Source organism: Paenarthrobacter sp. TA1.8 (assembly GCF_048595705.1).
GTDB classification, from domain to species: domain Bacteria; phylum Actinomycetota; class Actinomycetes; order Actinomycetales; family Micrococcaceae; genus Arthrobacter; species Arthrobacter nitroguajacolicus.
In genome coordinates this window covers 3221004-3244414 of record NZ_CP184287.1, presented here as the reverse complement: position 1 = coordinate 3244414, position 23411 = coordinate 3221004, and the positions used below count along the sequence as shown (strand labels likewise).

At 60.4% G+C, this 23411-nt stretch carries 21 protein-coding genes and 1 other RNA gene; 15 read left to right on the top strand and 7 right to left on the bottom strand.

Annotation, left to right across the window (positions count from 1 at the left end; genetic code table 11):
• Positions 1-88: 88 nt before the first annotated feature.
• The 5 genes from ACNAOT_RS15095 to ACNAOT_RS15075 all read right to left on the bottom strand — a co-directional run bounded on the left by ACNAOT_RS15095 (position 89) and on the right by ACNAOT_RS15075 (position 9072).
• Positions 89-3172 (bottom strand): chitobiase/beta-hexosaminidase C-terminal domain-containing protein, encoded by a 3084-nt coding sequence (locus ACNAOT_RS15095; RefSeq protein WP_420178451.1) that lies wholly within the window; start codon positions 3170-3172, stop codon positions 89-91.
• A complete protein-coding gene (locus ACNAOT_RS15090; RefSeq protein ID WP_420181177.1) occupies positions 3172-3699 on the bottom strand; it encodes a hypothetical protein in 528 nt (175 codons plus the stop codon). The genes ACNAOT_RS15095 and ACNAOT_RS15090 overlap by 1 nt, the downstream gene beginning before the upstream one ends.
• 84 nt (positions 3700-3783) lie before the next feature.
• Positions 3784-4620 (bottom strand): hypothetical protein, encoded by an 837-nt coding sequence (locus ACNAOT_RS15085; protein WP_420178450.1) that lies wholly within the window; start codon positions 4618-4620, stop codon positions 3784-3786.
• A 119-nt stretch (positions 4621-4739) separates the two neighbouring features.
• Positions 4740-6086: a hypothetical protein gene (locus ACNAOT_RS15080; protein ID WP_420178449.1), complete on the bottom strand. Its 1347-nt coding sequence runs from the start codon at positions 6084-6086 to the stop codon at positions 4740-4742.
• Between the two features lie 262 nt (positions 6087-6348).
• The gene (locus tag ACNAOT_RS15075) at positions 6349-9072 is read right to left on the bottom strand and encodes a GH25 family lysozyme (protein ID WP_420178448.1); all 2724 of its coding nucleotides are present in this window, start codon (positions 9070-9072) and stop codon (positions 6349-6351) included.
• A gap of 283 nt (positions 9073-9355) precedes the next feature.
• Here ACNAOT_RS15075 and ACNAOT_RS15070 point away from each other — a divergent pair, with 283 nt between their 5' ends.
• The 14 genes from ACNAOT_RS15070 to ACNAOT_RS15005 all read left to right on the top strand — a co-directional run bounded on the left by ACNAOT_RS15070 (position 9356) and on the right by ACNAOT_RS15005 (position 20793).
• On the top strand, positions 9356-10579 hold the full coding sequence (locus ACNAOT_RS15070; RefSeq protein ID WP_420178447.1) for a CpaF family protein: 1224 nt from the start codon (positions 9356-9358) through the stop codon (positions 10577-10579).
• Positions 10579-11433, top strand: a complete 855-nt coding sequence (locus ACNAOT_RS15065) for a type II secretion system F family protein (RefSeq protein WP_420178446.1) — start codon at positions 10579-10581, stop codon at positions 11431-11433. The genes ACNAOT_RS15070 and ACNAOT_RS15065 overlap by 1 nt, the downstream gene beginning before the upstream one ends.
• On the top strand, positions 11430-12371 hold the full coding sequence (locus tag ACNAOT_RS15060; RefSeq protein ID WP_420178445.1) for a type II secretion system F family protein: 942 nt from the start codon (positions 11430-11432) through the stop codon (positions 12369-12371). Before ACNAOT_RS15065 ends, ACNAOT_RS15060 begins: the two co-directional genes overlap by 4 nt.
• Positions 12372-12453: 82 nt before the next feature.
• A complete protein-coding gene (locus tag ACNAOT_RS15055) occupies positions 12454-12693 on the top strand; it encodes a hypothetical protein (RefSeq protein WP_420178444.1) in 240 nt (79 codons plus the stop codon).
• A gap of 8 nt (positions 12694-12701) precedes the next feature.
• On the top strand, positions 12702-13127 hold the full coding sequence (locus ACNAOT_RS15050; RefSeq protein ID WP_420178443.1) for a TadE family protein: 426 nt from the start codon (positions 12702-12704) through the stop codon (positions 13125-13127).
• A 133-nt stretch (positions 13128-13260) separates the two neighbouring features.
• On the top strand, positions 13261-13650 hold the full coding sequence (locus ACNAOT_RS15045) for a hypothetical protein (RefSeq protein ID WP_420178442.1): 390 nt from the start codon (positions 13261-13263) through the stop codon (positions 13648-13650).
• Complete coding sequence (locus ACNAOT_RS15040) at positions 13647-14102, top strand: pilus assembly protein TadG-related protein (protein WP_420178441.1); 456 nt, start codon at positions 13647-13649, stop codon at positions 14100-14102. Before ACNAOT_RS15045 ends, ACNAOT_RS15040 begins: the two co-directional genes overlap by 4 nt.
• A gap of 69 nt (positions 14103-14171) precedes the next feature.
• A complete protein-coding gene (gene prfB, locus ACNAOT_RS15035; RefSeq protein WP_309073003.1) occupies positions 14172-15290 on the top strand; it encodes a peptide chain release factor 2 in 1119 nt (372 codons plus the stop codon).
• A gap of 188 nt (positions 15291-15478) precedes the next feature.
• Entirely contained in the window at positions 15479-16243 is a 765-nt protein-coding gene (ftsE, locus tag ACNAOT_RS15030; protein WP_420178440.1) for a cell division ATP-binding protein FtsE, read from the top strand.
• Positions 16240-17154: a permease-like cell division protein FtsX gene (gene ftsX, locus ACNAOT_RS15025; RefSeq protein ID WP_017198500.1), complete on the top strand. Its 915-nt coding sequence runs from the start codon at positions 16240-16242 to the stop codon at positions 17152-17154. Before ftsE ends, ftsX begins: the two co-directional genes overlap by 4 nt.
• Positions 17155-17209: 55 nt before the next feature.
• A complete protein-coding gene (locus tag ACNAOT_RS15020) occupies positions 17210-18625 on the top strand; it encodes a M23 family metallopeptidase (protein WP_091468498.1) in 1416 nt (471 codons plus the stop codon).
• Between the two features lie 76 nt (positions 18626-18701).
• Positions 18702-19172 carry an SsrA-binding protein SmpB gene (smpB, locus tag ACNAOT_RS15015; RefSeq protein WP_017198498.1) on the top strand — a complete coding sequence of 157 codons (471 nt, stop codon included), beginning with the start codon at positions 18702-18704 and terminating at the stop codon, positions 19170-19172.
• 97 nt (positions 19173-19269) lie between these two features.
• Positions 19270-19638: a transfer-messenger RNA gene (gene ssrA / locus ACNAOT_RS15010) on the top strand.
• A gap of 171 nt (positions 19639-19809) precedes the next feature.
• A complete protein-coding gene (locus ACNAOT_RS15005) occupies positions 19810-20793 on the top strand; it encodes a S1C family serine protease (RefSeq protein ID WP_420178439.1) in 984 nt (327 codons plus the stop codon).
• Here ACNAOT_RS15005 and ACNAOT_RS15000 read toward each other — a convergent pair.
• Positions 20790-21158, bottom strand: a complete 369-nt coding sequence (locus tag ACNAOT_RS15000) for a hypothetical protein (protein ID WP_256870808.1) — start codon at positions 21156-21158, stop codon at positions 20790-20792. The genes ACNAOT_RS15005 and ACNAOT_RS15000 overlap by 4 nt on opposite strands.
• A 31-nt stretch (positions 21159-21189) precedes the next feature.
• On the opposite strand from ACNAOT_RS15000, the gene ACNAOT_RS14995 reads away from it, so the two are divergent.
• On the top strand, positions 21190-22644 hold the full coding sequence (locus ACNAOT_RS14995) for a DHA2 family efflux MFS transporter permease subunit (protein WP_420178438.1): 1455 nt from the start codon (positions 21190-21192) through the stop codon (positions 22642-22644).
• Positions 22645-22693: 49 nt separating this feature from the next.
• On the opposite strand, the gene ACNAOT_RS14990 is transcribed toward ACNAOT_RS14995, so the two are convergent.
• Positions 22694-23407: a metal-dependent transcriptional regulator gene (locus ACNAOT_RS14990; protein ID WP_420178437.1), complete on the bottom strand. Its 714-nt coding sequence runs from the start codon at positions 23405-23407 to the stop codon at positions 22694-22696.
• Positions 23408-23411: the final 4 nt, after the last annotated feature.

The window sequence follows — 23411 nt, the reverse complement described above, 5'->3', positions numbered from 1 at the left end:
ACCGCCTCACCGCTGGCAGCAGACGAAAGGGGTGCACCGGATATTCTCCGATGCACCCCTCAAAACGGCAAGCTATGTCCGGTCCCTATCAGGGGAGCGACGTGAATCCTTGCCATCCGTTGCCTACCTGGCCCCAAGCCAGCCAGCCCCCGGAACCGTTGCCTGGGTAGAGCCACAAGTTGCCGTTGGCGTCCCGGGCAAGTACATCAGCTTTGCCATTCCCGTTGAAGTCTCCCGGGCCGAGCAGCGCTGTCATGCCGTTCCATCCGCTTCCGATTTGGGAGCGGCTGCCCCAGCCACTGCTGCCATTGCCAGGGTAGAGCCACAGGGCGCCTGCAGTATCCCGGGCCAGCACATCAGTCTTCGCGTCGCCGTTGAAATCGCCCGTGCTGAAGATGGCATTCATGACGTTCCACCCTGCTCCTACTTGAGTGCGGCCAGCGCTGAACTTACCCAGGCCGTCGCCCTTGTAGAGCCACAGGACTCCAGAGGAGTCCCTCGCCAGGACATCGGATTTGCCGTCCCCGCTGAAATCCCCGGGGACGATCACGGACGTCATACCGCTCCAGCCTGCGCCCGCTGCCTCAGGGGGTTGCCAGCCGCCCACGCCGTTTCCTTTGAAGAGCCACATCTGCCCGGACGCGTCCCTGGCCAGGACATCACTTCGTCCGTCCCCGCTGAAGTCCCGCGTCGGGACAATCAGGTTGTAGTTGTTCCACGAAGTACCCGTGTTGACCTTGCCCAGCCATCCGCCTGTGCCGTTGCCCGGGTAGAGCCACAAAGTACCGGCGGCGTCCCTGGCCAAGACGTCGTTCTTGGCGTCGGAGTTGTAGTCCTTCCAGGTGTTGGTTGGCGCCGCAGGCAACGTGTACGTCTGCGAGGCTACTGCGGATTGGTTTCCTGCAGCATCAACGGCGAAGTACTTGACCGTAGTGGTTGCCGTTGGGGTCACCGTTACTGTTGTGGTCCCGCTAGGGCTGGAAACCGTCGGAGTGGAGTTGTTCGTGGTGTAGTAGATCTTCGCGCCGGTCTCTGTGGTCAGTGTGACCTTTTGCCCGAGGGTGAGGTTGCCACCTTGTGGGCTGGCGGTCACCGTAGGCGCTATATTGTCCAACACGTATACCTGGGTTTGGGGTGCGGAGGCGTTGTTGGATGCGTCGACGGCCATGTACTTGATGGTCTTGCTTCCCATCGTGATTGGACCGGTGTAGAGCGTACTGGCCGTGGTAGGAGTCGTGCCATTTTCCGTGTAGTAGATTTTGGCGTCGGCCTCATTCGCGGTCAGCGTGACCTTGGTTGCAGGACCGTACGTTCCGCCCAAGGGACTGGCTGTCACTGTAGGTGGTGTCGTGTCCGCCACGAAGACAGTGAAGTTGACGCCTGCGACGGTGGTGTTGCCGGCAACATCCCGGGCCTCTACCTCGAACCTGTTAGGTCCGTTTGCGATGTCTGCATAGACCTTGGGTGAGGTGCATGCGGTGAAGGCATCGGTTCCCAAGCGGCAGCGGAATCCCGCCACATCCGGAGAAGTGGAGGCGAACTGGAACTGGTACCCGGCTCCCACTGTGGCCCCGCTGGCCGGAGCCGTGATGGCTACCTGGGGGGCCGTCAGATCAGCCGTCACGGTCTGTGCAGCAGCAAGGCTGACATTCCCGGCTGAGTCTGTGCTGCGGATCCTCAAGGTATGGGTGCCCGCAGTTGTGAGCGTGAAGGTGTCGCCAGGTACACAGGCCTGGAAAGCGGTATCGGCAGTGGAGTCAACAGAACAGGAGAGTGTTGTTCCTGGCTCGAAAGTGGCACCGAGGACCGGTTTGCCGTTGACCACTTGACCACTGTTCGGGGCAGTGAAGACCGGCGCAGCCGGGGCGACCGTGTCCACTGTGAAGGTCCGTGAAACCGGAACCCCGCCGGGGGCCGGCCTGACGGAGAACGTCTGCGGTCCGTTGTTCAGTGCAGTTGACGTGTACGTTCCGCCAGTGCAGGCCACCCAAGCGCCGCCCATGGAGCACTCCAAAGCGCTGCCTGCTGGTTCCGCTGCCACACCGAACGTTGGAGTGGTGTCGTTGGTGAATTCGGGGTTGGGCGCTTGTGCACCACTCGCCAGTGTGGGGCCGGAAGTAATTTTGGCCACAGCGCCACCAAGGATGCTGATGCTCCCCCTGCCGGTTCCCGTTGGGGAGCTCAACTGTCCGGGATCGTCCAGGACCAGCAGTTGGCCAGCGCGCATACCCAAACCGCTGATCTTGCTGAAGCCCAGGGCCCATTGGTTGTCTACTGCACCGGTGGCGAGGTTGAGGCGGGACACCTTGTCTGTGCCTGCGGTCGTGCCGCTGCTCGTCCCCGTGTAGATGACGTGGGCGTCGTAGTCGTAGAAGATCGACGCCGCGACGCCGACGTTGTAGGAAGCCAGGGGTACGTAATCTGTCATCTCTCCATTGCCCGGGGCAGAGAACGCCCGTAGGCCAGTGGTTTCCAGAACATACACACTGACATATCCATTGCTGTCATAACCTGCCGCCACAAGGCCCAGTGCCCGGTTGCTGACCGACGCAATGGATTCGATGCTTGGGTGCATGATGGTCGGATCAACGATCTTGATGATTGATCGGGCGTTGGCGAACGACAGATAGATGTTGCCGTCCGGGCCGTCCGATACTGCGTTCGGGCGGACGTCGCCGTCGAGGACCGTCAGTGTACTGCTGTATTCAAAGAGGTCCAGCGGCGGATTCCATACAGCCCGTACAAGATGCGAACTCCCAACGGCTGAGTCCGGGATGAAGACGGTTTCGTCGCCGTTACCGATGGAGCCTGGCGTCGGGTCGAGCACGATTGAAACCCCGGGTACTTTGGGGCCCGGTCCGGCTCCAGGCAGACTTCCGCCCAAGCATGTGTCTTCCTCAATGGTGCCCGCGTTGCCATTAACTGGTTCGGACATCCGGCAGAATCCGGCCACGCTGTCTGAAACCCACATCCTGCCGATGGGGTCCAGAACCGTTCCAGCCGGCTTGGTGAGCCCGATTCCTATAATTTGTTTCTGTTGGTCGGCGTGCGCTGGGGTACTGGAGACCACCGCTGTCATACCTGCCACCGTCAGAAGAACCGCAGCCAATGCTGTGGTGAGCTTGTGGCCGCGAAGCCGCCAACCGCCGTCGCGCCTTATCTGCCGTTCCATCACGCCACTTCCTTCAGCCACTTGGTCAGGACTGCGGCCTGTGGTGCCATGGGTGCCAGGGTGAGCGCTCCCTTGACGATGGGAACGCCGCCAAGCCCATAGAGTGCCGTACTTATGGTTGGCGGATTGTTTCTGGTGCAGGCTTTGATAATCAAAAGGCAAATGTCATTGCGGGTGCCAACGGCGCCCGTTTCCAGAGCGACATTTACCGCGGCATTTTCTTCCGCCACCAAAACCTGGGGTTGAGGGCCCACATATGTCACCACGACATCTGCGAATTTCTTGTATTGAGTGTTGGCCCAGACCTCTTCAAGGCTCGACAAGATGATGAGCGGATTTCCATTTATTCCGCGGCACTCAAATTGATAGCGCTTTACTGGTTCGGGTCTTTCGACGCGTGGTTTGTCGGCATCGCCGGCATTCGTCACGCCCAGCCTGAATGGCTCAGCATTTTCAACGACCTTGACCGAGCAGCCTGTAAGAACGAGACCGGCTAGGCCAAGCTGGACGATAGCGCGTCTTGGCATGTCCACCGAGGGATCCCCACTTCATTCGGATGCTCCCCAGCTCCGCATGCAGTTGGATTTTCGCCCCAGCCGTTGCCGGCTGCATTACTCTATCTTCTCCCAAATTCCGCATTTGTCACTAGTTAGTACGTCTTTTTCTTTCAGGAGTATTCCCGATTGGCCTTCAGCTGCGCCGCCGCTGGCCTTCGTGCTGCCGTCAGAGGCCGTCACCGACCACGTGCAGCCCTCCGGCGGGGTCTTTCGGAGATGGAACTTTCCGGGAACCAGGCCGTCGTTCGTCACCGCATACTCGCCGTCCGCGGCTCTTTCGCCGGACGCCCAAAATCCAATGATTCTTCCTTGCGGCGCCCTGGGACATAGTTCGCTGGCTGCCTGCAGCATCTGCCGGCTGCTGCGTCCGAAGAGCTCGGAAGCTGCTTCGTCGCTAACGCGGCTACAAAGCGACAATGCAGTTAGGTAGGCTTCGAGTCCTTCGGATGGCGGCACGCCGGGCTCAGCTATGGAGATGATCCTCGCTTCATCTTCGGTGGGTTCGAACGGGACAGGCCCCTCGTAGTTTGCCGAGCAGGAAGCCAGCCGGACATATTCCGAGGAAGCCCAAACCTCGGCGAGGCTTGTGTACGCAACGTCTGGAACGGCCTCGTTCAGGCTTGAACATAAGTACGAGAACCGGCCTGAATCATCAGGCGCGCCGACACCCTGTCCGCTGCCTTCGCCTGGTTCCGTCGGTTCGGGACTCGAGGCTGCTGATGATGAGGGTGTTGTGGTGGGAGGTGCCGATGCAGAAGAACCGGACGATGCCCCGGCCGAAGGCGTCGTCGTTGGTGTCGTTGCGCCTGAGCAACCAGCCACAAGCAGTAGCAGCGCCGCAGCGGCCGGGTACAGGGTTCGCATGGTGACCTCCACCTCCATGGTTGCCATAACCCGAAGGCCGGTCAATGAATTTGGCTGCGAATCGGGTATCGATACCGCTACGAAAAGGCGATCCGTGTTCGCCGAAGGCCTTGCCCCGGGGACCAAGGCCTTCGACGATACGGTGCTTAGGCGAACATCGAGTTCAGCGTGTTGATGACAGTTGCTTCTACGCCCGTTGTTCCGCCACGGAAGTGGCCGATGTGTCCGTAAACGGTCATGGAGCCGCCAGCGATCCCGGGATGGTCCGGGTCCCAGCCGCCCTCATAGCTGCCGCCGGATGAGTAGGGCGGTAGGAACTGTGCGCTAGGCACGTAGTAGCACGATTCGTTTCCGTAGCCCCCAACGATCACGCCGTTTGCACCGCCGAACCTTGCCCTGAAATATGCGGCATAGCCGCTCACCAGCTCGCCACCGACGATCCCGATCCTCAGTTGAGGGCTGCCTCCGAACTTCCACACCTGGAAGGGACAAACGACTGACGTTTCATAACTGCCGCTATCAATTCGACCCATCATGACCTGGGCGTGGCGTCCATACCAAGCGGGATTGCCATCGAGGTTGGGTAGCCGGGATGCATATGCGGCCCGGACCGCGGCCATGTTGCCTGCCGTGGGCGTGATATCCAAGGGTATATCCACTTCCCGGTAGCTGGTCTGAAGGGGGCTGCCAATGATCCTTCCCGGGGTCTGCATGGCCACATCAACAGCAGCCCCGAGCCTGGTGGCGTACTCGTCCCTTAACTCCCAACTGGGTACTCCCATGGGGTTCTGATCTCCGGCCGCTCCCTGCAGGAACAAGGCAAAACACTCGGGGTTGGTGTTTTCGATGTAGTTGCACGCCCCGGCGGGAAAATCGCCGTCGAAGAGTGTCCGCATACCTGCCGCGACCGGATGGCATGCGTAATTGAAGATCACCGCCGCGGCGTTGCCGTTTGGCTTGCGTGCCACGATGACGGGGACTGTGTTCTCAAGGTAGGGAAGGCCCACCCTGTTGTACGCAATGCTGGCCGTAGTGACCTTGTAGTCCAGAGTGACGGCGGTTTGCGAGGCGTTGAGCGCCTCACTGGCAGCGTCCACGAGGTCGTTCTCCAAGTGCTGGCTGTAGGTCTCCACCATTGACAAATCTGACAGCCCATAGCACATGAACGGGTGGAGGGTGTCAACTATGGCCGGCCCGTTATGGGTGTGGGTGGACTGGATCAGGATGTCGCCGTTGGACCAGCTTGCCAACTCCAGGATCCGTTGCCGGGCCCGCTGATGGATGGATCTGGGCAGGGCAAGAATATCCACGCTCATGATCAGGTTGGGGGAGCCGTTTTCCCAAAGGATGATCGCCCGAACCCACAGTGATTCGTAGGGTGCACTGCTGGTGGCCTCCCGGCCGCCGTCGAGGGTCCCGTACCCCGCCATGTAGGGATTGACGGAAAGCGGCGGCGAAATGCTGACCTTGGCCGTTGAAACGGTAAACGCCATGAAAGATCACTCCTTGATTGTGCGCATTGGTGACCTTCGCTTGCCCCCAAACAAAGCCCGTTTCCCGAATGCGCTGAACAGCCAATACGTGAGACCACCTTCATTAGATCACGCAATCCCGGGATTTAGACCTGTCCGTTGGCCTAAACATTATTTGTTTCCTTTACGTAGTTTTTCCAAATACGAAAGGGCCTGCGCACTCCTTTTCGGAGTGTGCAGGCCCTTGGAGAATTTCGGACTCGGAGCGTGCCGGGGTCTACCTTCAGGCGGGTGCGAGGATTCTCAGCCCGCCCCAACCAGTGCCAACCTTGGTGGGTGAGCCCCAGCTGCGATTCTGTCCTACAGGGTAGTAGCGCAGATCGCCGCCGGTGGTCCGCGCCAGGATTCCGGTAGATCCGGCTCCTGCGAAACCACGGATGGCTCCGTAGCTGTTGACCACGTTCCAACCGGTTCCCACTATGCCCGGCGCTTCCTGGACCAGGGCTCCACTGCCGTTTGACCGGTATAGCAACAGGTCACCGGCGGAATTCTTGGCCAGGAGGTCCATGTTGGAGTCCCTGTCGAAGTCCATCTGGGCGATGTCCAATCCGGCCCAACCTGTACCAATCTGAACCCGGGCGCCTAATGAGGTTCCGGATGGATTGCTGATATGGAACAAGCGACCAGCGGGATCGTAGCCAACGATGCTCGGTCGTGCATCAGACTTCCGCCACGAACCAACTGTAAGAGTCCAGTCCTTCCAACCGGTCCCGAGGCTGATCGGCGCCCCGTAGCCCCGGCCCGCGAATCCTGGGTAGACACTAAGCCGACCATCGGTCCACTGCGCAACGATGTCCAAAGCGTCGTCGTTGTTCCAGTCTGCGAGGAAACCCGCCTTGAGGCCGGTCCACTGCGTGCCGATAAGCTCGGCTGGCATCAAGGAAGTAGACCCGGACCCGGCGTAACGGTACAGGTTGCCGTCTTGACGTGCGGCCACGACGTCCTGCGCGTCGACGCCGAGAGTCCTCTCAACGTTGACCGGTGCGCCGCTGATCACGTTCGCGTCATTCCATCCCACACCGATGAGGAAGCGGTTGCCCCAGGACCCGGAGACTGCCGGATAGTAGTACAGGTCACCATTGGCAGTCCGGGCGTGGAGCCCCTGCGAACCGGATCCGTTGAAACCCGCCGCGGAGCTCACCGATGTCATGCCGGACCAGCCGTTGCCAATCACCCGGCTCGACTCGGAGAGGAACGATCCCACACCGTTGGAGCGGTATAGACGCATGATGCCGTCGGCTGTCCGGGAGACGATGTCCTGGTTGCCGTCACCGTCGAAGTCCAGTTGGTTGAATTGGTGCCCGCCGAAGCCGGTCCCGATAAGCACGCCTCCGTTGAGGGCGCCTCCTGCCGCATTCGTATAGCGGTAAAGGTTTCCTTTGCCATCCTGGCCGATGACACCCGGATAACCGTCCCTCGAGTTCCACCACCCAGCCGTGAGTGACATCTCCTGCCACCCTGTTCCCACCAGCAAAGGCGAAAGGAATCCGCCGCCGGAGGCGCCGCGGAACACTTGGAGCGAGCCGTCCCGCCACTGGGCGAGGATGTCCTGGACTCCGTCCTGGTTCCAGTCAACGACATGGACGGACTGCGCAGTGCCCCAACCGGACCCAATCGTTACCGGGCCCGTGATGCGGCCTTGGCCGTCTGCGGGGAAATTGTCCAAGCGTCCGGAGGGCATGGCAGCGAGCACGTCAGCCCCGGACCGGATGGAGGGGCTGGATGGGCGGGGGACTCCGCGCGCAAATGTCCGAAGCTGGTCATAGGTGCCGTTGAAAATGTTTGAATCACCCTCAAAGGGGCCGGTGCTGCTGTACTGCCACATGGTGTAGTTGCCCCAACTGACCGGCAGGTTGCCCGGGGAGTTGGTTGGGTTGTTCCAGTAGGACGCGATCCACAGGGGGTAGCTTCCGAATGTGGAGTTTCCCACGCAGGTGTTCCACCAGTCGGTGGTGCTGTAGATCACCGGGAAACGGCCGGTCAGGGCCTTGACTGTGTTACCAAAGTCGGCCGCCCACTGTCCGAGCTGCGCCTTGGACATGTCATAGCACGTGTTGCCGAAGTAAAACCCGTTGATGGTCCGTCCGGCATAGGGGTTGTACTCAATGTCCAGGACGGGAGGCAACGTGTAACCGTCGGCTGTCCAGCCGCCACCGTTTGCCACGAAATACCGGGCCTGGTCAGCACCTGATGACCAGTTGGGTATGGCGAAGTGGTAGGCGCCCCGGACCATGCCTACGCTGCGGGAGCCGTTGTACTGCTGTGTGTAGTTCTCATTGAGGTAGTAGTTGCCCTCAGAAGCCTTGACGTATGCCCATCGGGAACCTTGATTCCATTGGTTCTGCCAGTTGACGTTGCCCTGGTGGGCACTGACGTCCTGTCCGGCAATGCCGATGGAGGGGCGCCAGTGTCCCGGGTCAGCCGCCATGGGGAACGCTGAGTCCACGGCTCCGCCGATTGCTTTCGCTCCAGAAGGCTGCGAAGCCGCCTTCTGCTGCTTGGCCATTACTCTCGGCGAGCGCTGCCCCATTTCTGCACCACCGGCTGGAATGGCGGCTCGCATGGCCGTTTTCATGGCTTCGGCGTCCGGGGCGTTGCCGGGCATGGATTTGGGTGTTGCGACAGGTGCTTCGGGCTGACCGGAGGCGGTTGGGCTTGTCACCACGGGTGAGGGTTCGACGGCGGCCGGCCGCTCTTGCTGCTCGGGCACCTGCGCATCCGTTGGCAACTCGCTGTCCGGCGCGGACCCGGAGCCGTCACCGGCCGGCCGGGGGCCTTGCGGCGGCGGGCTTTCCTGAGTGTTGGAATGCGGGGCCGTTTGAGGTCCGGAAGGCTGCGCCCATGCGGGAACTCCAAGGCTGCAAGCCGCCAGCAATGCGACAGTTAGCGCCAGGCCGGCACGTGCAAGAGGGATGCGGTGGACCGGGTCCATCGAATTAGTTTTCATTTTCACATCCGGCCCTGTACCGCGGCTTAGCGGCGCATGGTGTGGCTTGCGGACAAGCTCCAGGGCGGGCGCCTGCGCATGAGACCAAAGGCCAGCTCCTAACGGGCTTTACCCTAACATTCCGAAACTGGAGTGACTAGTGGGATTCAGGTTGCTTGTGTGACAGATGATGGCACTTATCCACACGTGTTTCCTCGGTGACTTGGGCGAAGCGACTGGCTCGCCTAGCGTGAATGACTCGAGATGCGCCTCTCATTTACGGTTCGTGATCATGGGGAGAGATGTGGATGCTGTAAAAATCGTCGAAGGAGAAGTCCGGGAACTCATACGACGCCGCGGGCTGGATCCGCTGGAACAAACAAAGGACGTTCGGCTCCTCGTGGATGAGGCCGTCAACGATTACGACGAGCGGGCACTCCTGGGCCCCCTGCCGTCACTCGGACACCTCGAGGCCGCCCGACAACACATCTTCGATGCCGTAGCAGGGTTTGGGCCGCTGCAGCCGCTCTTGGATGATGCCGGAATCGAAGAGGTATGGATCAATGCGCCGCACGAGATCTATGTGGCCCGCAATGGGGAATCCGAGCTGACGACCGTAACACTCAGCGATCAGCAGGTGCGGGATCTCGTGGAAAGGATGCTCAAGAGCTCGGGGCGCCGTTTGGATCTCTCATCCCCTTTCGTGGATGCGGCACTTCCCGACGGATCCAGGTTGCACGTAGCGATCCCGGACATCACCCGTCAGCACTGGGCTGTCAACATCCGGAAATTTATCGCGCGGGCAAACCGACTCGAACACCTCGTTGAGCTTGGAAGTCTGACGCCCCAAGCTGCCAGGTTCCTTGGCGCGGCAGTAGCCAGCGGGCTCAACATCCTGGTGTCGGGAGCCACCCAGGCGGGGAAGACAACCATGCTGAACTGCCTTGCCGCAAGCATCGGTTCACGTGAGCGTGTCATCACGGTCGAGGAGATCTTTGAATTGCAGCTCCCGCTGCGCGACGTAGTCGGGCTGCAATGCCGCCAGGCGAATCTCGAAGGGGGAGGGGAAATTCCGTTGCGGCGGCTGGTTAAGGAAGCGCTTCGGATGCGTCCGGATCGCTTGGTGGTGGGAGAGGTCCGCGAAGCCGAAAGCCTCGATATGCTGATCGCCCTGAATTCCGGGTTGCCTGGGATGTGCACTGTGCATGCCAATTCTGCACATGATGCCGTCACTAAGATCTGCACGCTACCACTCCTGGCAGGAGCGAATATCTCCAGCGCTTTCGTAGTACCCACAGTGGCATCCTGCATCGACCTCGTGGTGCACTGCGGCCGACATTCAACCGGGCGTAGGCAGGTAACCGAAATTCTCTCCCTGGGGCGCAGGGTGGAAAACGGGATCATCGAATCCACTGGTGTCTTTGGCTTGGTTGCAGGTCAATTGCAGCCCAGGGCAAACTCCATGCCGGCAGCGGAAAAGTTTGCCAGGGCAGGCTTTGACGTGGCTGCCCTCTTGGAGTTGAACTGATGGCCCCGTTGCTTGGGATCGTGGGTGGTTTGGGAGTGTTCCTCGTTTGGTGGTCCGCATGGGTCGAGCCACCGGTTGAATCCAGAAGAAGCAGGCCCCGTCGCTTGGACCTCCTTCTGATGTCAGCAGGGATCGAAAAAGTAACGGGCGGCGGACTCCTTGCCACCTGCGCCGGCTTCGGCTTGTTTGCCCTGCTGGCGTTTTACGTTCTGACAGGGTCGCCGCCGGTTGCCTCGTGTTTTGCGATATTCGGTTCCTGGATTCCGTTTGCGGCTGTACGCTGGCGGGCCCGGAAGCGCAGGACTGCGCTCCGGCAACTGTGGCCGGATGTTGTGGACCACTTGCGGTCCGCGATTCGTGCGGGTCTTGCACTGCCGGAGGCGTTGATCCAGCTGGGACACAATGGACCGGAAGAGCTAAGGGAATTGTTCCTGGACTTTGGAGCCGACTATAGAGCTGCCGGGAATTTTGAGGCGGCGGTGAACAGACTCAAAGGTCGGCTGGCAGACCCTGTGGCCGACCGCATCATAGAGGCCCTGCGAATGACCCGCGAAGTGGGCGGTTCAGACCTTGGGCGCATGCTGGGTACCCTCTCGGTGTTCCTGCGTGACAGCGCCCGGACCCGCAGTGAGCTTGAGGCCCGGCAGTCCTGGACCATCAATGCTGCCCGGCTTGCTGTAGCTGCTCCCTGGATAGTTTTGGTGGTCATGGCAAGCCGGCCGGAAGCCATGATGGCTTTCAACTCCGGCATGGGCGCGGTGGTGTTACTGGGAGGGCTGCTGATCTCAGTTTTTTGCTACTCCGTGATGCTTCGCGTTGGTGCCTTGCCAGAGGATGAGCGGGTTTTTCAATGAACACCTCGGTTGCTATCGCCATGTTGTGCGGCCTGATTCTCGGAGCCGGATGCTGGCTAATGCTGGTGCGGCTCCCGTTCATGCGGCCACCGAGATTCTCTGACCGCATTGAAGCGCAGTTGAAGTCGCAAAATCTCGATTCGCGCCTGCTCCGCGCGCCAACACAGAATCTCACGCCCTTCGGCCCGGTGGAACGGATTCTCCGTCCAGTCATTCGCGATGCAATCATCGCTATGTCCAGCTTCAATCCCGGTTTAACAGCCCTGGGCAAGAGGCTTGCCCGTGCCGGATCGACAAAATCCACCTTGGATTTCCGGGCTGAGCAGCTTCTGTGGGCCAGCGCCGCTTTCGTGCTCGCTGTCCTCGTGGTTATCGCGGGCGCGACCTCCGGGCGATCCAGTCCGGCCGGCTCTTGTATCGCAGTCCTGGGAAGCGCGCTAGGAGGTTACCTGCTCCGCGATTTTGTGTTGGGACTGAGGATCAAACGGAGGGAATCAAGGATGTTGTCCGAGTTTCCCAGTCTCGCGGAGCTCATGGCGCTCGCTGTTGCTGCGGGAGAGAGCGCGATGGGCGCAATGGACAGGGTGAGCCGTAGCTCGAATGGTGAACTTTCCGGGGAATTTGCCACAATCCTGGCGGATACACGGTCGGGGAAACCACTGACGGAAGCACTTCAGGCCTTTTCATCAAGGGCGGAATTGCCGCCCCTCGTTAGGTTCATCGACGGTCTGGTGGTTGCTGTCGAACGCGGAACGCCCTTGGCGGACGTCCTACGGGCGCAAGCGGCAGACGTCCGCGACGCCGCACAACGGGAACTTATGGAGTCTGCAGGCCGACAAGAGATTGCCATGATGGTGCCGCTTGTCTTTGGCGTGCTTCCTCTGACCGTAGTCTTCGCTGCTTTCCCGGCCATCGCGGCTCTGGAAATGAGCCTCTAACGCACAGCCATCAATCTGTCCTATCCGTACATTCAACCAGCGACGCTACGTCAGTGCCTGCTGGAAACACATTGGGGAAACCATGAAACGAGTTACAAACAAACTGTCCGCTGTCTCTCTCCCTCTGCTTTGCCCCCCATGGGTGTTCGTGGCCATTGCTTTGAGGGCACTGCCCTACAAGGAAAATCGCGAGCGCGGTGATGTCCCTGGTTGGGTGATGATCACCCTGATGTCAGCGATCCTCGTGGCTGGACTACTTGCCATCGCCACACCGGCGTTGGGCGATCTCTTCAATCAAGCAATGAGCAAGGTGGGCAAGTAGGGCGCGGGATGGACAACAACAAGGGCCCCGTGGGTGATTGTTTCAAGCCGGCAAGTGTCGGACAGGTGAATGAGCGCGGATCAGCGGTTGTTGACTTCGTGTTGGTTGGCGCATTGCTGACCCTGTTTTTCATGGCGATTGTTCAACTAATGCTGGTGCTGCACGTTCGGAACACGCTTATTGATGCTGCCGCTTCCGGAGCGCGGTACGGGGCGTTGTCGGATCGAACGTCCGCGGACGCCCGTTCCCGGACTGCCGAGTTGATTGGTGCCGCATTGAGCGGTGATTTTGCCCGCGATGTCACGTCGACTGAAATCACGATGGATGGGATCCGAACCTTGGAAGTGACAGTGAGGGCACCCCTGCCGGTGGTTGGCCTGATCGGCCCCGCCCAAACCTTGGAGGTCAAGGGTCATGCAGACCTCCCGGGGTGACACGCCACGATCATTACTCGTCCCTTTCCGGCTTAGGCTGCGGGCGGCCTTGTGCTTACGGGCGGAGCCGCTTGGGACAGCAACGACTTACGCTCCCCATCAGGAACAGGAAGTCCAAGGGGGCAACGCCACGGTGGAATTCACCTTCCTGGCGTTGTTGCTCATGGTCCCCGTGGTCTATTTCGTGGTGACCATAGGCCAGATTCAGGGCGGATCGTTTGCTGTGGTGGGTGCTGCTGACCAGGCAGCTAAAGTCTTCGTGACGCAAGGGGATCCCACCAGCGCACGGATCGCAGCGGAGCGCAGTGTTCTTCTGGCCCTCAAGGACCACGGCCATGGACCCGAGAAGGCCAGCATCACCATCGTTTGTGATCGTGGGAGTTGTTTGGCGGCCGGTGCGACCGTAACCGTGACAGTGCGTCTGGAGGTGTCTTTGCCCTTGATGCCATTCGGGGACGTCCTGCAATTGCACGCGAGTCGACTCAGTGCCTCGGCATCGCAGGTTGTAGGGCGTTACCAATGACAGTGGTGACATCGAGTGGACACTCTCGGGAGGATGGCCAGGTAACGGTTCTCATCCTGGGGTTCGTGCTGTTGTCGCTTCTCCTGGCCTCGGTGGTCATGGGAGCTTCAGCTATCTATCTGGAGCGCAAGAAGCTCTTGTCCCTGGCTGACGGAGCGGCTCTCGCGGCCGCGGATTCCTACACAGTGGGGGATATTGGGGGAAGTACTACTCCTTCTACCTCGCTGGTGGATGCGAGGGTCCTGGCCGCGACCGTCTCCTACCTCGAGGCCAGCAACGCTTTTTCCCGCCATGACCAGCTGGCTGTGGCAGCGGGGACGGGTAGCGAGCCGGGGGGTACAGCGGTGGTAGTCCTCACAGCCATGGCGCATCCGCCGGTGATCAGCTTTCTACTCCCCGAAGGGATTCTCATTGAGGCGAGGTCAACGGCCCGTTCCCGGCTGACCCAGTAAGTGCATCTTCCACGGCCAGGGCGAGGACGCCATGAGGGAGGCCGACGGATAGCGTACGCTGGGAAGATCATGGCTGAAATTGATTTTCCCGCGGAAATCCGCGCACTTCGAGCAACGTACAGCTCAATCGAGAACGTCACCGATATCGATGCCCTCAAGGCTGAGATCGCTGAGCTGAGCGAGCAGGCAGGGGCTCCGGACCTTTGGGATGATCCCGCTTCTGCTCAGGTGATCACCTCCCGGTTGTCGCACCGGCAGTCCGAAGTTGAGCGCCTGTCCAAGCTCGCATCCCGGATTGACGACCTCGAAGTCCTGGTGGAACTGGGCCAGGACGAGGGCGATGAGGATTCGATGGCGGAAGCGGCCAAAGAACTTTCCTCTATCCGCAAGGCGCTGGCGGAACTCGAGATTACAACCCTTTTGTCGGGCGAGTATGACGAACGCGAAGCTGTAGTGACCATCAGGGCAGGAGCCGGCGGCGTTGATGCTGCCGACTTCGCAGAGATGCTCATGAGGATGTACCTGCGTTGGGCGGAACGCCATGGCTACCCGACCACTGTGATGGACACGTCCTATGCCGAAGAAGCCGGTCTGAAATCCGCCACCTTCGAAGTCAAGGCACCATACGCCTTTGGCACGTTAAGTGTTGAAGCCGGAACCCACCGGTTGGTCCGCATCAGTCCTTTTGATAATCAAGGGCGCCGTCAGACATCCTTCGCAGCGGTAGAAGTCATCCCCTTGATCGAGCAAACAGACTCCATCGAGATCCCGGACAACGAAATCCGCGTGGACGTCTTCCGGTCCTCGGGCCCGGGCGGCCAGTCGGTCAATACTACTGACTCCGCAGTGAGGCTGACTCACATCCCCACGGGCATTGTGGTTTCGATGCAGAACGAGAAATCGCAGCTTCAGAACCGGGCGGCCGCCATGCGTGTGCTCCAGTCCCGATTGCTTCTGGTGAAGAAGGAACAGCAAGACGCGGAAAAGAAGGCTTTGGCCGGAGACGTTAAAGCGTCCTGGGGTGACCAGATGCGTTCCTACGTCCTCAATCCCTACCAGATGGTCAAGGACCTGCGGACGGAACACGAGGTGGGCAACACCTCGGCGGTGCTTGATGGAGATATAGATGATTTCATCGACGCCGGCATTCGCTGGCGTACCGGCAACCGAAATGCAGCGGCCAACTAGGAACCGTGTAAGGCGGCCCGGGTCACCCAGGGCTTTGGATTCCGCGACACGCCCTTGAAAGCCGCGGAATAGCGGCTGAACCGTGCGTATAGTCGAGTGGCCGGTGCTCTCACTTCCCCCATCGAAAGCCCGCGCTCCGGCTGTTGGACTGGGCGACTATGTCATGTCCGGCGGGGTTCTAAAGGGCCATGATCAGATTTGAGAATGTCACCAAGGTCTACGAGCAGAATGCCCGACCGGCGCTCGATTCTGTGAGCCTTGAGATCAACCGCGGCGAATTCACCTTCCTGGTGGGCGCTTCTGGATCAGGCAAGTCCACGTTCCTGCGGTTGATCCTGAAAGAGGACAAAGCCTCGTCCGGATCCGTTTATGTCGCTGGCCAGAATGTTGCCAACATTTCGACTTGGCGCGTCCCGAAGCTCCGGCGCGGAATCGGCGTTGTCTTCCAGGACTTCCGGTTGCTCCCTCAGAAGAACGTCTTCGCCAACGTAGCATTCGCGATGCAGGTGATCGGCAAAAGCCGCTCGATTATCAGGGAGACAGTACCTGAGGTCCTGAAGACGGTTGGACTTGAGGGCAAGGAACGTCGCATGCCTCATGAACTTTCCGGTGGTGAGCAGCAGCGCGTGGCGATCGCCCGCGCCGTCGTAAACCGCCCCGGCATTTTGCTGGCGGACGAACCGACCGGAAACCTTGACCCCATCACGTCGATGGGAATCATGGGAGTCCTGGACAAGATCAATCAGAACGGCACCACGGTAGTGATGGCAACCCACGACGACGACATCGTCAATGAAATGCGCCGCCGCGTGGTGGAACTCAAGAACGGCAAGGTCATTCGCGACGAAGCCAAGGCGCTGTACACCTCGATGATTCCCGTGGTTGGGGAATCGCGCCGGCTGCGGGACGCCAGCGGGGAAGAGCTCAACCGTGCGCAGGGGGCACAGCTGTGAGGCTTTTGTTTATCCTCGGGGAAATCGGTGGTGGCCTGCGTCGGAACCTCTCCATGGTGATTTCCGTGGTCTTGGTGACTTTTGTTTCCCTGACGTTCGTGGGGGCGGCGGGAATGCTGCAGATGCAGATCAACCAGATGAAGGGCTACTGGTACGACAAAGTCCAGGTAGCAGTTTTCCTCTGTAATGATGGTTCGACGGCGGTCGGTTGCGCTTCGGGGTCGGCCACCAAGGAACAGCAGGACAACCTCCAGGCAATGCTCGAATCCCCGGCAATCAAGCCGTACATCAACGACTTCCAGTTTGAGTCCCAAGCCGAGGCGTACACGCACTTCAAGGAGCAGTTCTCCAACTCGCCGATAGTGGATTCCGTATCCGAGGACCAGTTGCCGGCCTCGTTCCGGATCAACATGAAGAACCCCGAAAAATACGAAATCATCAGTGAGACGTTTTCCTCGCAACCGGGTGTTGAAACGGTCAGTGACCAACGGCAGGTGCTCGAGCGCATTTTTTCCTGGATGAATGGGGCATCGGTTGCGGCCATTGGCGTGGCAGCCGTGATGATTTTCTGTGCGGTCCTCCTGATCACCACCACCATCCGGCTGTCGGCCTTCAGTCGACGCCGGGAGACAGGAATCATGCGGCTGGTGGGTGCGTCAAAGACGGTGATCCAACTGCCGTTCATCCTGGAAGGTGTAATAGCTGCCGTTGTGGGAGCGCTGCTGGCCTCCGTCACGCTCTGGCTTATGGCCCACTTCTGGCTAAACGGCGACTTGTCGAGGCAGTTCCTCAACACCCCGTTCATCTCCTCCACGCAGGTCCTGGTGATCGCGCCGGTGTTGATTGCCCTTGGCGCCGGTCTTGCCGGCATCTCTTCCCTCCTGACTCTCCGGCGTTACCTGAAGGTCTAACCGTGAACGCCCTGACTGAAACAACGGCCATGCTGACAAGCGAAAAGGAATCCTGATGACCACGTTGGACCCGAACCCCCTGCGCAGGCGCCTTGCGTCGGGCCATGCTCGGTTTCTGGGGGCGGTTCTTGCAGTTGGCCTGGCTGTCAGTCTCCTTTCAGGCGCTCCATCAGCCCAGGCAGACAGCCTCGAGGACCAGCAGGCTGCGCTGGAAGCAGAAGCGGCCCGGGTCCAGGCTTCGCTCGAGTTTGTTGACTCAAACATCGCAAAGGCTGCCGGTGACCTGGTGATCTACCAGGGACGGCTTCCTGGCGCACAGCAGGCTCTGCTTGAGGCGCAGGGTCGGGTGGCGAGTGCGGTCAAGGAAGTCGAGGCACTTGCTGCCAGGGTTGAGCTTGCCCAGCAGAACAAGGCCAAGATTACGGAGCAGCTGGAGAGCGATAAGCAGAAGATCACGGACACCAAGAAGCTGATCGGACAGATCGCCTCGCAGGCCTACAAGTCCGGTGGAGTTCCCACTAACATTGCACTTTTGTTCGGCTCCAGTGAATCCGGAAGCTTGACCGAGTCCATGGATTTGGCTGACCAGGCCATGCGCAGCCAAAACGCGGCGATGACCAAACTCACCCAGCAGAACGCCACCAACGTGAACTCCCAAGCGAGGCTTGTTGCTGTCGAGGAAGAAATCCAGGACCTGAAGGCCAAGGCGGACGCCGCACTTGACCGGGAAAAGTCGGCGAGGGACGAAGCGGCGAGCAAGAAAGCCGAAGTCGACAAGCTCATTGAAGACACCACCCGCCTCAACGGACAACTGCAGGCCGCCAAGCCGGGCATCGAAGCCAATCTTGCCCGGGTGAAAGCCGAACAAAATACGGTGGCCGCCGAGATCGTGGAGCGTGACCGGAAGCTGAGGGAAGCATGGGAAGCGGAACAGCGCCGGATTGCCGAAGAGGCTGCGGCCGCGGCTGCTGCTGCAGCAGCAGCGCAAGGTAGGCCTGCACCTCCGGAACCGCCGTATTCTCCTCCGCCAGCTGGTTCGCCGTCGGCGTTCGGCCTTCGGCACCCCTTCGCAAGTGCTGTCCCCATCACCTCCGGATTTGGCTGGCGTGCAACGCCACCAGGCACCATTGACTTCTATGGCACCGGTGGTTACATGCACACCGGCATCGACTTCGGTGCGGCATGTGGCACGCCCGTCTACGCAGCGGCGGCGGGGGAGGTCTTCAACTCGGGCTGGAACTCGGCCGACGGCGGCGGATGGCGGGTAAAACTGTCCCATGGTGTGGTGCAAGGCAACTCGCTGACCACCATTTATTACCACAACAGCAGCATTGTTGTAGCAAACGGCCAGCAAGTATCGGCGGGGCAACTCATCGCATACTCGGGCAGCACGGGTAACTCGACTGGTTGCCACGCGCACTTCGAAACCTGGCTCAACAGTGCCGCAGTGGACCCCATGACTCTTCTCTAGCGTGCCGATAGCGCGCAAAGGCTATGCCGCGCTGGCGTACACTAGTTGAAATCCGCATCTAACAAGGAGTTCTACCGTGCCCAAGGAAAGTGGCCGTAAGGTAGTGGCCACCAATCGGAAGGCCCGGCATAACTACCATGTCCTGGACACCTATGAGGCAGGCATTGCCCTCATGGGAACAGAGGTGAAGTCCCTCCGTGAAGGCCATGCCTCCATGGTTGATGGCTTCTGCACCTTCTACAACGACGAACTGTGGATGGAGGGCATCCACATCCCTGAGTATCACCAGGGGAGCTGGACAAACCATGCTGCACGCCGGCGTCGTAAGCTCCTGCTGCACCGCGATGAACTGGACAAGATCTCGCAGAAAATTCGCGAGTCCGGCTTTACCGTTGTGCCGCTCCAGCTCTACTTCCTGGACGGCCGGGCCAAGGTGGAAATCGCTATCGCCCGAGGCAAGAAGGATTACGACAAGCGCCAGACACTCCGTGAGCAGCAGGACAAGCGTGAGTCGCTGCGTGAGTTGCGGGAACGCAACCGACGCTAGGCAGCGGGTCTCCGGGAATGATTCGCCGGATGGATGCGTTATGATAGGTAGTCCGACGGGAGTTCAAAGACTCTTGCCGGGTTTGGTAACAAAATACGGGGATGATCGGTTTCGACGATGTTAGTCGCGACAGGTGAAGCGGGCCGAGGATGCAGAATTATCTCGTAAACGCTGTCTGCAAACCAATAAGTGCCGAATCTAAGCGCACTGACTTCGCTCTCGCTGCCTAAGCAGTAAGACAGTCCGTCAGCCCGGGGTTGCTATCGCCCCGGTTCCTGGCGTCATTTAGATAGCCACTGCTGTTTGCCTTCGTCATTGAGGTAAACGGGACTCTTAGATGACTGGGCCCGGATCAGCCACCTGTTCGCAGGATGGCTGGGGCCGAGAAAATCCGACGCGAACTGCGCCCGGAGAAGCCCTGACAAAACGACATCGGACGGGGGTTCAATTCCCCCCATCTCCACCCCGGAAAGCCCTCGGATCCTCGTGATCCGGGGGTTTTCTTTTGCCACGCGCCATCGTTCACCCACGGCGTAGCAACTTCCGGACTACCGGCAACTGCATGGCAGTTGTACAGGGTAGACGCGTCGCCGAAGGTTAGCGGTGAAGCGCGGCGGACCTTGGCAGGAGGCACGAGATGACGACAAACCAGGCTTTCGAAGAACAGGCGTCAGACGACGACGGAGCCTTGGACGCGTACTCACAGATTGTCATACGGGTTGCCGAGTCGGTGACGCCCCACGTTGCTGCAATCGAAATGACGAGTACAGACCGCCGCGGGCGGGTCCGCGGAGGAAGCGGTTCAGCTGTGGTCTTCACCGGCGACGGATACATGCTGACCAACGCCCACGTGGTGGCAGGCATCCAGTCCGGTCGGGCCGTTTTCGCGGATGGCAAGCAAACTGATGTGGAGCTGGTGGGCGCAGACCCCCTCTCCGACCTGGCCGTGGTCCGTGGAGTGAAGTCAACCCCGCCTCCGGCTTTGCTGGGCAACGCTGAAACCTTACGGGTGGGCCAGCTGGTGATTGCTGTGGGGAACCCGCTCGGTTTGGCCGGTTCGGTAACTGCTGGCGTGGTGAGCGGGTTGGGGCGTTCCATCCCCGTACGAGCGGGCGAACACAGGCGGGTGATTGAGGACGTCATTCAAACCGATGCTGCGCTCAACCCAGGGAACTCCGGGGGTGCACTGGCGGATACGAGGGGACGCATCGTGGGCATCAACACCGCCGTCGCGGGTCTCGGGCTGGGGCTGGCAGTACCCATAAACACCACAACCCAGCGCATCATCGCCGCGCTGCTGAGGGACGGCCGCGTGCGCCGCGCTTATCTTGGCCTGGTGAGCACTCCGATACCACTGGATGCAAGTTCGGTGGTTCGGACCGGCCAGAAAGAAGGCCTGCGAGTAGTGGAGGTCATTCCGGGCTCGCCGGCGGAATTGTCCGGGCTCCAAGCGGGGGATGTGGTGCTGCGTGCGCAGGATCGTGCGGTGTCCAGTGCTGAAAGTTTGCAGAAATTGCTGTTTGCCGAGGCTATCGGCCAGCCGTTCCCGCTGACGGTGCTCCGGGAAGGCACAATAGTGAAGTTGACTGCCGTCCCATCCGAAATGAGCCAGCTGGCCTAGCCCTCGCGAACGTCGACAACGCCGATGAAACGGCTTCCCACGCCTTCATATTCGCTGCGGACATCGCCGAGGAACAGTTCGGGAAGTTCGCTGTTCCGGTGGGTGCCACAGAAGACGAAGGAAAAGTCCGGCCACCATTTCTTGGGGCGAACGGCCTCGGTGTATCCGCAGACAGCACACGTCAGGTGTACCCAGACGGGTCGCTTGCCGGTGCGGTTGGCCCTGGACTGAACCAACCACGCCGGGGGATTGTCCTGGATGTCCCGGAGTTCGGCCTCGGAGAGGCGGGACGGAATGCCGTGGCGTTGGGCCATTTCCATCGAAATATCAAGGGCCAATGCGGCATCACGTCTGCTAATCACCATTCAACGATACGGGACTTCCCGGGCGTAGGCTGTGCACATGACTGACGCTGCGGTCCTTCCGCCGAGCACACCTCTCCAGAAACGCGTGCTGGTGGTGGCAGTTGTGGCGTCGTTCATCGCTATCCTCGATGGATTTGTGGTGAATCTCGCATTGCCAGCCATTGGAAGGGAACTGGGTGGCGGCCTGGTCATCCAACAGTGGGTGGTGGATGCTTACCTGCTCACACTGGGGGCCTTGATCCTGGTTGCCGGTTCACTATCTGACCATTTCGGCAGGGCAAGAATTCTTGAATGGGGGCTGGCCGGTTTTGCCGTGACCTCGGTGATGTGCGGGCTCGCGTGGACGGGCGAAGTGTTGGTAGTCTCCCGGGCACTGCAAGGGATAGCCGGCGCCCTCCTTGTTCCGAGTTCGCTCGCCATGATCATCTCGTCGTTCACCGGCCCGGCGCAGTCAAAAGCCATCGGGCAGTGGTCGGGTTGGACGAGCGCTGCGGCTATTGTGGGTCCGCTGATCGGCGGCATCGCTGTCGACCTGCTCTCATGGCGGGTGATCTTTTTCATCAATGTCATCCCTGCTGTTGCCATCTGGCCGATGCTTGCAAGCCTGCGGTCGTCGGATGCGGCGAGGGACAAGAGCAAAAGCATCGACTACCTGGGAGCTTTCCTGGCCATGGTTGGCTTGGGCGGGCCAGTGTATGCCTTCATCGAACAGGGGAGGATGGGGTGGGGGAGCGCCCAGGTATGGGTCCCACTGGTGGTGGGTGTGGTTGCGATGGTGCTGTTCCTCATCCACGAGGCCCGGACTGCTGAGCCCATGTTGCCGTTGCGACTCTTCAGTATCCGAAATTTTGCCTGGGGTAATCTCGCCACTCTGGCCATCTATGCCGCGATCTCCCTGGGTTTCTTCGTGTTGGGCATTTACCTGCAGCAGGTAGGAGGCATGGGCGCCACCGCGGCGGGCCTGGCGCTGCTTCCCGGCACAGTCATCCTGATGCTGGGTGCGTCCTACTTTGGTGGTCTCGCCGGAAAATACGGCCCCAGATGGTTCATGACGGTAGGCCCTCTACTGTGCGGTGCGGGCTTCCTGATGTCATTGACTGTCCAAGAGCCGCTCAACTACTGGACGCAGGTGTTGCCGGGGCAGATTGTCTTTGGCCTTGGCCTGGCGACGTTGGTTGCGCCCCTCACGGCTGCCATTCTAGGCGCTGTTCCCTCGGAGGAGGCCGGGATCGGTTCAGCCGTGAACAACGCGGTTGCCCGTATTGCGGGTCTGATCTCCATCGCCTTCGCTGGGGTGATTGTGGGGCCGGCCTTCACCCGGGACGGACTGTACAACGCTTTGCTGGTGACCGCGGGCCTGTTCCTGTTCGGGGCGCTGGCCTCCGCCGTCGGAATCCGGAATCCTGTGCAGGAAGCTGCGGCGGCCGCCGTCAGCGAACCTCATACCGCGTCCGACGACGGCGGTGCGAGCGGGCAGCCAAGCTGACCTAAGGCGCGCCTGGGCTCAATGGGGCCTGGGCTTGTCAGGATCGGGCTTACCGGGCTGGAAGGATGCAGCCTTCGTGCGTCTCCGCGCTTTGAACCCAGAGAGCTGAAGTGACCTCGTCAGCGAGGTCGAACTCGCGGCCTTTTGCGCCGCTGCCGATGCGCACCACCAAAGCTCCGCCGAAGGGTTTGCGGCCCACCACTTCAACGGGCGCGTCCAAGGAAATTTCTTCAGAGGCAAGGTATCGCAAGAGGTCCGGATTCTCATCGCTGATTCGCGTGATCCTGCCTGAGTGGCCCTGATCCAGTTCAATCATTCGGTAAGCGTGCGGCAAGTCGACCGAACCATCTGCCGAGGGAATCGGGTCTCCGTGTGGGTCCCGGACAGGATGTCCAAGCTTGGCCGACATCCGCTCAATGAACGTATCGGACACAGCGTGTTCCAACATTTCGGCTTCGTCGTGGACCTCGTCCCAGCTGTAGCCGAGTTCATCCACCAAGTACGTCTCAATCAGCCGGTGCCGGCGCACCATGGACAGCGCGAGCCGCATTCCCTGAGTGGTCAGCCTGATGGCGCTGTAAGGCTGGTGATCGACCAGGCCTTGGTCCTTGAGCTTGCGCACCATCTCAGACACCGAGGAGTTAGCCACTCCCAGGCGCTGGGCAAGTTGGGACGACGTAATTGGTTTGTCCTGCCACTCCGTGTAGGAGTAGATGACCTTGACGTAGTCCTCGATCGAGGATGAGGGCGTACTGGTCTTCACACCC

Bases quoted from the DNA above. Each gene is read 5' to 3' on its own strand.
- ACNAOT_RS15095 (WP_420178451.1), bottom strand. From the start codon at position 3,172: ATGGAACGGCAGATAAGGCGCGACGGCGGTTGGCGGCTTCGCGGCCAC.
- ACNAOT_RS15090 (WP_420181177.1), bottom strand. From the start codon at position 3,699: ATGCCAAGACGCGCTATCGTCCAGCTTGGCCTAGCCGGTCTCGTTCTT.
- ACNAOT_RS15085 (WP_420178450.1), bottom strand. From the start codon at position 4,620: ATGGCAACCATGGAGGTGGAGGTCACCATGCGAACCCTGTACCCGGCC.
- ACNAOT_RS15080 (WP_420178449.1), bottom strand. From the start codon at position 6,086: ATGGCGTTTACCGTTTCAACGGCCAAGGTCAGCATTTCGCCGCCGCTT.
- ACNAOT_RS15075 (WP_420178448.1), bottom strand. From the start codon at position 9,072: ATGAAAACTAATTCGATGGACCCGGTCCACCGCATCCCTCTTGCACGT.
- ACNAOT_RS15065 (WP_420178446.1), top strand. From the start codon at position 10,579: ATGGCCCCGTTGCTTGGGATCGTGGGTGGTTTGGGAGTGTTCCTCGTT.
- ACNAOT_RS15060 (WP_420178445.1), top strand. From the start codon at position 11,430: ATGAACACCTCGGTTGCTATCGCCATGTTGTGCGGCCTGATTCTCGGA.
- ACNAOT_RS15055 (WP_420178444.1), top strand. From the start codon at position 12,454: ATGAAACGAGTTACAAACAAACTGTCCGCTGTCTCTCTCCCTCTGCTT.
- ACNAOT_RS15050 (WP_420178443.1), top strand. From the start codon at position 12,702: ATGGACAACAACAAGGGCCCCGTGGGTGATTGTTTCAAGCCGGCAAGT.
- ACNAOT_RS15040 (WP_420178441.1), top strand. From the start codon at position 13,647: ATGACAGTGGTGACATCGAGTGGACACTCTCGGGAGGATGGCCAGGTA.
- prfB (WP_309073003.1), top strand. From the start codon at position 14,172: ATGGCTGAAATTGATTTTCCCGCGGAAATCCGCGCACTTCGAGCAACG.
- ftsE (WP_420178440.1), top strand. From the start codon at position 15,479: ATGATCAGATTTGAGAATGTCACCAAGGTCTACGAGCAGAATGCCCGA.
- ACNAOT_RS15020 (WP_091468498.1), top strand. From the start codon at position 17,210: ATGACCACGTTGGACCCGAACCCCCTGCGCAGGCGCCTTGCGTCGGGC.
- ACNAOT_RS15005 (WP_420178439.1), top strand. From the start codon at position 19,810: ATGACGACAAACCAGGCTTTCGAAGAACAGGCGTCAGACGACGACGGA.
- ACNAOT_RS15000 (WP_256870808.1), bottom strand. From the start codon at position 21,158: ATGGTGATTAGCAGACGTGATGCCGCATTGGCCCTTGATATTTCGATG.